The sequence below is a fragment of the Streptomyces sp. WELS2 genome, from assembly GCF_013870595.1.
Classification (GTDB): domain Bacteria; phylum Actinomycetota; class Actinomycetes; order Streptomycetales; family Streptomycetaceae; genus Streptomyces.
This window is the reverse complement of record NZ_JACBWZ010000118.1, coordinates 1-12,441: the sequence shown is the minus strand read 5'-3', so window position 1 is coordinate 12,441 and position 12,441 is coordinate 1. Positions and strand designations below refer to the sequence as shown.

The following is a 12,441-nucleotide window of genomic DNA, read 5'->3' as shown; positions in this document are numbered from 1 at the left end:
CGTCGACGACCACCTGATCAAGAAGGTGGACGCCCAGAACGATGCCGGCACCAAGAACAGGGCGGCTCCGGCGCGCAGCAGCTCGTGCAGGGCGGAGTCGAGCGCGCTGGTGCGCGAGAGGCGCTCGGTGAGTTCGTGGAGGGTCGTGAGGTCGGAGACCCACCCGGCCAGCCGGTCCTGGAGCAGGGTGCCCGGGGCGGGCGAGTGGGGCGCGGGGACGGCGGCGGCGCCCGGGACGGAAGGGGCGCCGGGGGCGGGAGGGACTGGCGTCGCAGTGTGGGCAGGCGTGGGAACTGTTGAATCGATTCCGGCCACTTTCGGAGGGTGCGGGGCGTTCATGGTGTCCGGCTTCCAGACCGGCGCGTATTGCTGGAAAGCATCGCAAACCCCCATGTCATTCTGCGCCGCTAGCAGTGTCTCCACATGTACACGCACTCGTGAGGGGATGTCCAGCATTGTCCTGCCGGGATTCCTGGTGTCCAAGGGGACGGAGAGGTTTTGCCCGAACCCCTTGCCTTACCGCCAAGTTGGCTGAAAACTGCCTTAGGTATCGGTGCATTGCGGTCGACTGGCCTTGCTCCACGGAGCGTCACAACGGTCGTGATGGGTACGTACTCGGAGAAGGCCAGGGGTGGTTGGGGGCCACCCGGAACCTGGCGACGGACCCGGGCGTCATAGCCACCGACGACCGAGCCCCATCCTCCCGTGGCGGAGGCGGAGAGAAACACGCGCGACGGCAAAACGCCAGACTTCGCCACCCCACGCCGCGTCCGTGCTTTTGATGGACGCACTATGGACGCGGACGCGGCCCACGCTCGACCCCCTTGGGGTACCCATGCCGTGCGCGGGGTGTGATGCGCCATCAGGTACGCACAGTGAAGTGATCGACACATGGTGTGATGTAGCCCACGGTGTTGCCAGCGGTGCAACGGAAAGGAACGAGCGCTCATGCGCGAGATCCTCGGAAGGCGACGCAGGCTCCTGTCCAGGCGGAACGGCGGGAAGCCCGAGCTGCTCGGCGCGGCCCTGACCTTCGCGACGGAATGGCAGTGGCCGGTACTCCCCGGTGTGGCGCCGGACCCGCAGGGGCGGGCCCGCTGCGCCTGCCCCGACCCGGAGTGCACGGTGCCCGGCGCCCACCCCTTCGACCCGGGACTGCTCGCCGCGACCACCGACGCGCGCATGGTGCGCTGGTGGTGGACCAACCGGCCGAGCGCTCCGGTCATCCTGGCGACCGGGGACCGGGCGCCCTGCGCGGTCAGCCTGCCGGCCCTCGCCGCCTCCCGCGCCCTCGCCCTGCTCGACCGGCGCGGCATGCGGCTCGGCCCGGTGGTCGCCTCGCCCACCCGCTGGGCGCTGCTGGTGAAGCCGTACTCCATGGAGCAGCTCGGCGAACTGCTCTACGCCAAGGACTTCGTCCCCGGCTCCCTGCGCTTCCACGGCACGGGCGGCTATCTCGCCCTGCCCCCGTCCGAGACCGGCCAGGGCACCGTCCGCTGGGAGCGCGCCCCGCTGCCCGGCTCGGCCGTGCCCTGGGTGCCCGATGTGGAGGCCGTGGTGGACGCCGTGGTCGACGCCCTCACTCGTACGGGTGTGAGCGCGCCGGAGTTGTAGGGGTGTCGGGCGCGGCTGGGGCGGGCCGGGCCCGCCCGCTCGTTATCTTCCGGGCATGTCGCGTCGATCCGGTGGCCACCGCGCCCCACAGCCGCGCCACCGCGGGCAGCGCCCTCGCGGGCCGCGGCTGCTGCTCGCCCTCGGGGCCATTGCCGCCGTGGCCGCGCTGCCGCTGACCGTGGCGTCCGCGGGACAGGTGGGCGACGCCGGCCGGACCGCCGTACCGGCCGCTTCCCGGGCCGACGCCAAGACCGGCGCGCACGACGCCCAACGCTCTCCCTTCCTGCTCGGCACCGGGCTCGCCACCGCCGCGCGCTGCGGTCCGGCGCTCACCTCGCCGGACGGCATCGAGGCCCAGACCTGTGTGCTGACGCGGGGCGAGGACACCTGGGCGCGCACCTACTACCGCAACGCCACCGGCAGATCGCTGGATTCGCTGCTGAGCCTGATGGGGCCGGGCGGCCGGACGGTGCAGATGCGCTGCGCCACGGGGACCGGCGACGAGCCGGCGACCTGCGAGACACCACGCGAACGCCTCCGGGACCGGCCGGACGCCTACACGGCCGTCACCGAGTTCGCCGAGCGGGGCGGGGACGGCGCGCTGCTGCTGCGCTCGGGCAGCAACACCTGAGGCATCCCGGGAAGTTGACGCCCCGCTCGGCTCCGTCCACCGGTGCGGAGACGGCCGGGGGCGTGGCCGCGGGCATGGAAAGGCCCGGTTGCTGGCGACGGGGGATGCACCAGCAACCGGGCTACAGGAACGGTAACAAGAGATCGGCGGTTCGCAAATTCGGTCTTGCCGATTCGGACACCGATTTTCCGGGAGAAGCGCCGAGTTGTGACGTGTCTCACGCTCCGCGCGGCCCGGTGGCACGGCCCGCCCGCCGGCCGGCCGTGCCTCCCCGCGTACGGCGCGTCAGCTGAGCGTGACCTGGCGGTTGGTCAGTCCGCCACGGGCCCGGCGCTCCTCCGGGGTGAGCGGTTCCGTCACGGCGAGGGCGGCGGCGAGACGCTCGCCGAACTCGGCGGCCGGCTGCTCCACGTCCTTGGCCGAGATTCCGCTCGGCAGGTCCCAGACCGGCACGGTGAGGCCGTGAGCACGGAAGGAGCCCACGAGCCGGGTGCCCTCGCCGAGGCTGGAGCGGCCCGCCGCGTGCAGTCGCGCGAGAGCGTCCAGAAGCTGCTCCTCCGGGTGGGGCATGACCCAGCGCAGGTGGTTCTTCTCCGGGGTCTGGCACCAGTAGGCGGCGTCCACCGAGGACAGCCGCACGGTCGGGATCGCCGCGGCGTTGGCCCGCTCCAGGGAGGCGGCCACCTCCGGGGTGGCGTTCTCCGCGTCCGGCACCCAGAACTCGAAGCCGCTGTGCACGACCGGCCGGAAAGCGCTCTCCGGGTCCAGCAGGTCCTGCAGCCGCGGACCCGCGGTGGGGGCGCGGCGGCCCTGCACGGGGGTGCCCGGCTCGGCCTCCAGGGCGCGCAGCAGGGTGTCGGCGAGGTCGCGGCTGATGTCGCCGGACGCCGTGTCGTTCTGCAGGCCGAGCAGGACCGAGCCGTCGTCCCGGCGCAGCGCGGGCCAGGCCATCGGCAGCACCGTGGCGAGCGTGACCGACGGGACGCCCTCGGGCAGTCCGTCCCGCAGGGTCAGTTCGGCCGTGGCGGCCGGGACCAGCTCGCGCAGCGCGACCCAGTCGCACTCGCCGGGCAGTCCCTCGAACGGGCGCTGCACCAGCTCGGTCACGGCGTGCGCGGCGGCCCGGCCGTGACAGGCCTTGTAGCGCCGGCCGCTGCCGCACGGGCAGGGTTCACGAGCGCCGACAACCGGGATCTCCCCGTCGATCGGCTGCGGCTTGGCCTTCGTCTGGGGGCGCTTCTTGGCCATGGTGGGTGTCTCCCGGTTACGGCTCTTCTCGTACGTCGGGAGCCTAGCCGTTCGGACCATGACCGACGGGAACCTGTGGACAACGCACGGGCGCTCGACGGCTGGGAGGGGGAACGGGGGAAGGGCGACGCCGGACCGAACACCGGGCCGGGGCACGCCGGTTCCCGACCGTGTCACCGGTGCCCGCCCGTGGATACGTACAGGTGTGCCCCCGTGGACGCCTGCCGGTGTGCGCCTGCGCCCGTCGTCGCTCGCCGGGGTCCGCCGGCGCTGCGGGCGGCCGGCGCCGTGCCGGGCGCGGTCAGTCCAAGTCCTCGAAGGCGTCGGTGAATTCCAGGCCGGACAGGTCCGGCAGGGACAGTCCGGGGGCCGCCAGGCCGGACAAGGACACGTCCGGGCCGGTCATGCCCGTCAGCGTCGTATCCGGTACGCCCGTCGGTGCCGGGTCCGGTACGCCCGGCAGGACCGCCTCCGGTATGCCCGTGCGCAGCGCGTGCGGCAACGCGTCATGGGCGGCGGAAAGGTGAGTGCGTGCCACCTCACCGGCCGCCGCGCCCGACAGGGCCGTCCCGGAGGCCGCCGCCACGCTCGGCAGCGCCAGGTCCGGAAGCGGTGTCCTGCCCGTCCTGGGCCGGGTGACGCGCGTAGCGAACGCGTCGTGCGGGTGGCCCGCGTCGGGATCGTGGACGTCCCCGTGGACCAGCACCCAGACCGTCACCTCGCCCTCGACGTCGTCCCGGACGCCCCAGTCGTCGGCGAGGGCCGTGATGATGTTCAGCCCGCGCCCACGAACTCGAGGCAGCCGGGGCACGGGTGACCGTGGCGGCGTGCGACGTGGCCGACCGGGACGCCCTGCGGGACCTCGTCGAGCGCGTCGGCGACATCCGCGCGGTCTTCCACACCGCCGGCGTGATACGGGCGACCCGGCTGGCCGACACGACACCGGCGGAGTTCGCCGAGGTCGTCGAGGCCAAGGTCGCCGGGGCGGCGAACCTGGCGGAACTCCTGCCGGACCTCGACACCTTCGTCCTGTTCTCCTCCACCGCGGGCGTCTGGGGCGACGGCCACGGCGCGGCCTACGCCGCCGGCAACGCCTACCTCGACGCCCTGGCCGCACAGCACCGCGCCCGGGGCCGCGCCACGACCTCCGTCGCGTGGGGCATCTGGGCCGAAGCCGGCATGGCGGCCCTGGAGTCCGTGCAGCGCCAGCGCACCCTGCTCGGCCTCGGCGAACTGGACCCGCACCGGGCACTGGACGCGCTGCAGGACGTCCTCGACCACGACCAGGCCCTCGCGGTCGTCACCGAGGCCGACTGGGCACAGTTCGCCCGCGCCTACACCCACGCGCGGCCGAGCCGGCTGCTGCGGGACCTGCCCGAGGCCCACAGCCGGCCGCGGGCCCCCCGGCCCGCGCCCCCCGCCGGCGGCACCGACCTGCTGGAGCTGATCACCACCCACGTCGCCGGGGTGCTGGGACACGCCTCCCCCGAACGGCTCGACCCCCGGCAGGCGTTCAAGGACCTGGGCTTCGACTCGCTGACCGCGGTGGAACTGCGCAACCGCCTGACCGCCGCGCTCGGGGTGAAACTCCCCGCCACCCTCGTCTTCGACCACCCCACCCCGGCACGGCTGGCCGCCCACCTGTCCGGCGAGACCGGTGAGCAGGACGCGCCGCAGGCCCCGGCCACCGCCGCGACGGACGAGCCGATCGCCATCATCGGCATGGGCTGCCGCTACCCCGGAGGCGTCACCACCCCCGAGGACCTGTGGCGGCTGGTCGCGGACGGAGTGGACGCGATCGGCGACTTCCCCACCGACCGGGGATGGGACATCGACCGCCTGTACGACCCGACGGGCAGCCGTCCCCGCACGTCGAGCACGTCCCAGGGCGGCTTCCTCGACGCCGCCGGCGACTTCGACGCGGCGTTCTTCGGGATATCGCCCCGCGAGGCGCTCGCCATGGACCCGCAGCAGCGCATCCTGCTGGAGACCGCGTGGGAGACCGTCGAGCACGCCGGTATCGACCCGACCACGCTGGAGGGCACGCCCACCGGCGTGTTCACCGGCATCTGGTCCACCGGATACGCCACCGGGCCGGTCCCCGACGACCTGGAGGGTTACCAGGTCACCGGCACCGCGTCGAGCGTGGGGTCCGGCCGGCTGGCCTACCAGCTGGGCCTGCTCGGCCCGGCACTGTCCCTGGACACCGGCTGCTCGTCGTCCCTGGTGGCCCTGCACCTGGCCGCTCAGGCGCTGCGCTCGGGTGAATGCTCCCTGGCCCTGGCCGGCGGCGTCACCGTCAACGCGGCACCCACGCTGTTCACCGAGATGTCCCGGCAGGGGGCGAGCGCGCCCGACGGCCGCAGCAAGTCCTTCGCCGCCGCGGCCGACGGGGCGGGCTGGGCCGAGGGCGCCGGCCTGCTGCTGCTGGAACGTTACTCCGACGCCCGCCGCAACGGCCACGAGATACTGGCGGTCGTCCGCGGCTCCGCCACCAACCAGGACGGCGCCTCCAACGGCCTCACCGCGCCCAACGGCCCCTCCCAGGAGCGGGTGATCCGCCAGGCCCTCGCCAACGCCGGGCTGGAGCCGTCCGAGGTGGACGCGGTGGAAGCGCACGGCACCGGCACCACGCTCGGCGATCCCATCGAGGCGCAGGCACTCCTGGCGACCTACGGCCAGGAGCGGGACGAGCCGTTGTGGCTGGGCTCGGTCAAGTCGAACATCGGCCACACCCAGGCGGCGGCCGGCGCGGCCGGCCTGATCAAGATGGTCATGGCGATGCGGCACGGCGAACTGCCGCGGACCCTCCACGTGGACGCTCCCACCCCGCACGTCGACTGGGCCTCCGGCGCACTCCGCCTGCTCACCGAGCCGGTCGCCTGGCCCGGGGCCGGGCGCCCACGGCGCGCCGCCGTCTCCGCCTTCGGCATCAGCGGCACCAACGCCCATGTGATCCTCGAACAGCCCGTCGAGACCGACACCGCCGCGCCCTCCCCACGGGGCCGCGCGGACGACCAGGTCCTCTGGCCGCTGTCGGCCAGGTCCGAGGCCGCGTTGCGGGAGCAGGCGCGCCGGCTGGGCGCCTTCACCGCCGTACATCCCGAGGTGAGCCCGGCGGCGGTCGGGGGCGCCCTGGCCGCCCGCACCGTGTTCGAGCACCGGGCGGTGGTGGTGGGCACCACCGCGGCCCTGGACGCCCTGGCCGAGGGCCGCTCGGTACCGGGTCTGGTCACCGGGGTGGCCCGTCCGCTGGGCCGGTCGGTGTTCGTGTTTCCGGGGCAGGGTGCGCAGTGGGTGGGGATGGGTGGGGAGTTGTACGCCTCGGAGCCGGTGTTCCGGGAGGCGATCGATGCCTGTGGTGCGGCGTTGGCGCCGTATACGGACTGGTCGTTGGTGGAGGTGCTGACCGGCGGTGGTTCGCTGGAGCGGGTGGATGTGGTGCAGCCCGCCCTGTTCGCGGTGATGATCGCGCTGGCCGAACTCTGGCGCGCTCATGGCGTGGAGCCCGATGCGGTGGTCGGGCATTCGCAGGGGGAGATCGCGGCGGCGTATGTGGCGGGGGCGTTGTCGTTGGAAGACGCCGCCAAGGTGGTCGCCCTGCGCAGCAAGGCCCTGGTCGCCCTGGCCGGACACGGCGGCATGGTGTCGGTCGCGCTGTCCGCGGACGACGCCGCCGGCTACCTCGGCCCCTGGGGCGACCGGATCACCGTCGCGGTGGTCAACTCCGCCTCGACCGTCGTCGTGTCCGGCGAACCCGGTGCCCTGGACGAACTGCTGACGGCCTGCGCCAGGGACGGCATACGCGCCCGCGCCATCCCCGTCGACTACGCGGCGCACTCGGCGCAGGTCGAGGCCGTCCGCGAGCGGCTTCTGACCGACCTCGCGGACATCCGGCCCCGGCCCGCGGCCATCCCCTTCTACTCCACGGTCACCGGCGAGCCGGTCGGCACCTCCGCCCTCGACGCCGGCTACTGGTACCGCAACCTGCGCGAGCCCGTACGGTTCGACCTGGCCACCGCCCGGCTCACCGCCGACGGCCACGAGGTGTTCGTGGAAGTCAGCCCGCACCCGGTGCTGATACCGGAACTGGACGGCGTGGCCACCGGCACCCTGCGCCGTGACCACGGCGCCGTCGGGGAATTCCACACCGCCCTGGCCCGCCTCCACGTCCAGGGCGTCGCCGTGACCTGGCCGCACGACCGCCCGCACGGCGTCAGGCTGCCGCGCTACGCCTTCCAGCGCGGCACCTACTGGCTCACCCCCGCGGCCGGCGACCACGGCACCGGGCACCCGCTGGCGGGCACCACCGTGGAACTGCCCGACGGGAGCACCGTGCACAGCGGCCGCGTCTCCACCCGCACCCACCCCTGGCTGGCCGATCACGCCGTCGACGGAACGATTCTGCTGCCGGGCACCGCCTTCCTCGAACTCGCCACCCTGGCCGGCGGGAGCCTCGACGACCTCGTCCTGCACCTGCCCCTCACGCTCACGGACGCACCGACGGACATCCAGGTCTCGGTCGGCGCCCCGGACGACACCGGCCGCAGCCCGGTCACCGTGCACTCCAAGAGCGGCGACGGCTGGGTCCGCCACGCGTCCGGAACCCTCGGCGGCCGGGTGACGGCCGGGCGCCTCGACTGGCCGCCGAGGAACGCCGAACCCGTGGATCCCGAAGGGTTCTACGCCTTCCTCGCCGGACTCGGATACCAGTACGGACCCGCGTTCCGGGGCGTGCGGGAGCTGTGGCAGGGCGAGGACGAACTGTACGCCGAGGTGTCCGTCCCCGACGGCGCCCGCTTCGGCATCCACCCCGCGCTCCTGGACGCCGCACTCCAGCCGCTGATCCTGCTCGCCCCCGACACGCGGGTCCGGCTGCCGTTCTCCTTCTCCGGCGTCGCCGTGCACACCACCGGCGTGTCGTCCGCCCGCGTCCACCTGGCCCGCACCGGCACCGACACCTACCGCGCCACACTGACCGACCTGTCCGGCAGCCCGGTCGCGGACATCACCGCGCTGACCGTCCGTCCGGCCGCCGAGACCCGGGCCGCGGTGCTGCACACCCAGTGGGTGCCCCTCACCGCGAGCACACCGACCGAGGTCGTGCCGAGCCCGGTACTCACCGCGGGACCCGACGCGGACTCCGTGCACGCCCTCGTCCAGCGGGCCCGCGCGCTCGTCCAGGACTTCCTGGCCGAGCAGCCGGAGCGGGCGGCCGCGCGCCTGGCCGTCCTGACCCGAGGCGTGGCCGGCGCGGCCGTACGCGGCCTGGTCCGCAGCGCCGCCGTGGAGCACCCCGGCCGGTTCGTCCTGGTCGACATGGGCGACGCGTCCGAGGAGGACGCGGTCCGGGCCGCCATGACGGCCGGTGGCGAACCCGAACTCGCCCTGCGCCCGGAAGGCGTCCTCGTCCCCCGGCAGGCCAGATACGCGCCGGAACTGACCGCCCCCGACGGCGCGTACCGGCTGAGCGAGTCCGGCACCGGGCAACTGGACGACCTCGCCCTGCTGCCCTGGGACGAGCCCGCGCTGGAACCCGGACAGGTACGGGTCGCCGTACGCGCGGCCGGCCTGAACTTCCGCGACGTGCTCATCACCCTCGGCATGTACCCGGACCGGCCCCCGTTGGGCGGCGAAGCGGCCGGCACCGTCCTCGAGGTCGGCCCCGGCGTCACTGCCTGGCGGCCCGGCGACCGCGTCATGGGAATGGTGCCCGGCGCCTTCGGGCCGCGCGCGGTCACCGACCACCGGCTGCTGACGGCGATCCCCGACGGCTGGAGCTTCACCGAGGCGGCGTCGGTGCCCGTCGCGTTCACCACCGCCTGGTACGGACTGTTCGACCTCGGTGAACTGCGCCCCGGCGACCGGGTCCTGGTCCACTCCGGAGCGGGCGGTGTGGGCATGGCCGCCATCCAGCTGGCCCTGGACAGCGGCGCCGAGGTCTTCGCCACCGCGAGCCCCGCCAAGTGGGACACCCTGCGGCGCCTCGGACTGGCGGACGACCACATCGGTTCGTCCCGTGACACCCGCTTCGCCGACCGGTTCCCGGCCATGGACGTCATCCTCAACTCGCTCGCGGGGGAACTCACCGACGCCTCCCTGCGGCTGCTCGCCGACGGCGGCCGGTTCGTCGAACTGGGCAAGACGGACGTCCGCTCACCCGAGGGCCTGCTCTACCGCGCCTTCGACCTGGGCGACGTCGACCCCGCGCGGCAGGGCGACATCCTCTCCCGGGTCGTGGCGATGGTCGCCGACGGCACGCTGGAGCCGCTGCCGGTCACGGCCGCGGACCTCCGCCAGGCCGTCGCCTCCTTCCGGCTGATGAGCCAGGCGCGCCACACCGGCAAGATCGTCCTCACCGTCCCCCAGCCGATCGACCCCGACGGCACCGTGCTGATCACCGGCGGCACCGGCACCCTCGGCCAGGCCGTCGCCCGGCACCTGGTGTCCCGCTACGGAGTACGGCACCTGCTGCTCGTCAGCCGCGGCGGCGGCGCGGTGCCGCGGCCGGAGCCGCAAGGGGACGCCGACGTGCGGGTCGTGGCCTGTGACGTCGCGGACCGGGACGCGCTGGCGGCCGTACTGGACTCGATCCCCGCCGAGCATCCGCTCACCGCCGTCGTGCACGCGGCCGGCGTGCTCGACGACACCGTCGTGGAACGGCTGACCGCGGAGCAGCTCGACCGGGTGCTGCGTCCCAAGGTCGACGGCGCCTGGCACCTGCACGAGCTGACCGGTGAGCACCACCTCGCCGCGTTCGTGCTGTTCTCCGCGGCCGCGGGCGTACTCGGCAACGCCGGCCAGGCCGGCTACGCGGCCGCGAACTCCTACCTCGACGCGCTCGCCGCACACCGGCAGACCCTCGGACTGCCCGCCGTGTCGATGGCCTGGGGCTACTGGGAGCAGGAGAGCGGCATGACCGCCCACCTCACCGCGGCCGACCGCCAACGACTCGCCCGCAAGGGCATCCGCCCCATCAGCACCGAACGCGCCCTGGCCATGTTCGACACCGCGCTGTCCGCCGGACGTCCCGCGCTGACCACGGCCGACCTCGCGATGCCGAAGAGCCAGCCGGCGCCGAAGGCCCCGGCGTCGGACCTGCTGTCCCTGGTCGCCACCCACACCGCCACCGTCCTCGGCCACTCCGACGCCACCGCGATCACCCCCGAACTCGCCTTCCGCGACCTCGGCTTCGACTCCCTGACCTCCGTCGAACTGCGCAACCGCCTCGCCGGCGCCACCGGCCTGCGGCTGCCCGCGACCCTCGTCTTCGACCACCCCACCCCCGCCGACCTCGCCGACCACCTCGCGGCCCAACTCTCCGGAACGGCCGGTGAAGTCGTGCCGGCGGTGCCGTCGGTGTCGGTGGGTGATGGGACCGATCCGGTGGTGATCGTGGGCATGGGATGCCGGCTGCCGGGTGGGGTGGGATCGCCGGAGGAGTTGTGGGGTCTGGTGTCGGGCGGGGTGGACGCGATCGGGGAGTTTCCGTCGGATCGCGGGTGGGATGTCGAGGCGTTGTTCCATCCGGACGCGGATCATCCGGGGACGTCGTATACGCGAGCGGGTGGTTTTCTGACGGACGCGGCGGGGTTCGACGCGGACTTCTTCGGGATTTCGCCGCGTGAGGCGTTGGCGATGGATCCGCAGCAGCGGGTGCTGCTGGAGACCGCGTGGGAGACGTTCGAGTACGCCGGGATCGATCCCACGTCGTTGCGGGGCAGCCAGACGGGCGTCTTCACCGGCATCTGGTCCTCCGGTTACGTCGGCAGCCCCGACCAGGCACCGCCCGACACCGAGGGCTACCTCGCCACCGGAATCTCGCCGAGCATCACCTCCGGCCGGGTCTCCTACCTGCTGGGTCTCCAGGGCCAGGCCGTCTCCGTCGACTCCGCCTGCTCCTCGTCACTGATGGCGATCCACCTCGCCGCGCAGGCACTGCGCTCGGGTGAGTGCACACTCGCCCTGGCCGGCGGAGTGACCGTGAGCGTGACCCCCCTGCAGTTCACGGAGTTCTCCCGCCAGCGTGCCCTGGCCCCTGACGGCCGGTGCAAGCCCTTCTCGTCGACGGCGGACGGTACGGCGTGGGGTGAGGGTGCGGGTCTGGTGCTGCTGGAGCGGTTGTCGGACGCGCGTCGCCATGGTCACCGGGTGCTGGCGGTGGTGCGTGGCTCGGCGGTCAATCAGGACGGGGCGTCCAATGGGCTGACCGCGCCGAACGGTCTGTCGCAGGAACGGGTGATCCGGCAGGCGCTGGCGAACGCCGGGTTGGAGCCGTCCGAGGTGGACGCGGTGGAGGCCCACGGTACGGGGACGACGCTCGGCGATCCCATCGAGGCGCAGGCACTCCTGGCGACCTACGGTCAGGGGCGGGACGAGCCGTTGTGGCTGGGGTCGGTGAAGTCGAACATCGGACACACGCAGGCGGCGGCCGGCGTGGCAGGTGTGATCAAGATGGTGATGGCGATGCGGCACGGCGAACTGCCGCCGACGCTGCACGTCCAGGAGCCCACTCCGCATGTCGAGTGGGACACCGGTGGCATCCGGCTGCTGACCGAGGCCCGGCCGTGGCCGGAGACGGGGCGTCCCCGCCGCGCGGGCGTCTCGGCCTTCGGGGCCAGCGGCACCAACGCCCACGTCGTCATCGAACAGTTCCCGGAAGAGACCCCCGGACAGCCCGCCCCGGACGACTCCGCCGAGCCCACCGTGTGGCTGCTGTCCGGCAAGACGGACGACGCCCTCCGCGCCCAGGCCCGACGGCTCGCGGACCACCTCACCGCCCACCCCGGACTCCGGCCGGCCGCGATCGGCCGGGCCCTCGCCACCACCCGCACCATGCTCGCCCACCGGGCGGCCCTGGTGGGCGGCACCCGGACCGACCTCATGGCGGAACTGGCCGCCCTCGCCGACGGAGACCCCCGCGTGATCACGGGTGTGGCCGGTTCGCC

The 12,441-nt window shown here is 73.7% G+C and carries 4 protein-coding genes and 2 pseudogenes; 3 read left to right on the top strand and 3 right to left on the bottom strand.

Translation table 11 applies throughout. From position 1 onward, the window contains the following. Window positions 1-456, bottom strand: a pseudogene (locus H5J33_RS36725) (hypothetical protein); the annotation flags it as partial. A 492-nt stretch (window positions 457-948) separates the two neighbouring features. Here H5J33_RS36725 and H5J33_RS10460 point away from each other — a divergent pair. Next, entirely contained in the window at window positions 949-1,614 is a 666-nt protein-coding gene (locus tag H5J33_RS10460; protein WP_181794615.1) for a bifunctional DNA primase/polymerase, read from the top strand. Window positions 1,615-1,771: 157 nt separating this feature from the next. Next, the gene (locus H5J33_RS10455) at window positions 1,772-2,245 is read left to right on the top strand and encodes a hypothetical protein (RefSeq protein WP_181794616.1); all 474 of its coding nucleotides are present in this window, start codon (window positions 1,772-1,774) and stop codon (window positions 2,243-2,245) included. A 285-nt stretch (window positions 2,246-2,530) separates the two neighbouring features. Here the strand turns inward: H5J33_RS10455 and H5J33_RS10450 are convergent, their stop codons facing one another. Both H5J33_RS10450 and H5J33_RS10445 read right to left on the bottom strand, forming a co-directional pair. Continuing rightward, entirely contained in the window at window positions 2,531-3,493 is a 963-nt protein-coding gene (locus H5J33_RS10450; RefSeq protein WP_181794614.1) for a DUF5926 family protein, read from the bottom strand. Between the two features lie 595 nt (window positions 3,494-4,088). Continuing rightward, window positions 4,089-4,316: pseudogene (locus H5J33_RS10445) on the bottom strand (ATP-binding protein); the annotation flags it as partial. On the opposite strand from H5J33_RS10445, the gene H5J33_RS10440 reads away from it, so the two are divergent. Then, the coding region (locus H5J33_RS10440) for a type I polyketide synthase (RefSeq protein ID WP_181794613.1) at window positions 4,307-12,441 on the top strand (8,135 nt) is incomplete at its 3' end. The pseudogene H5J33_RS10445 and the gene H5J33_RS10440 overlap by 10 nt on opposite strands.

Bases quoted from the DNA above. Each gene is read 5' to 3' on its own strand.
- H5J33_RS10450 (WP_181794614.1), bottom strand. From the start codon at position 3,493: ATGGCCAAGAAGCGCCCCCAGACGAAGGCCAAGCCGCAGCCGATCGAC.
- H5J33_RS10460 (WP_181794615.1), top strand. From the start codon at position 949: ATGCGCGAGATCCTCGGAAGGCGACGCAGGCTCCTGTCCAGGCGGAAC.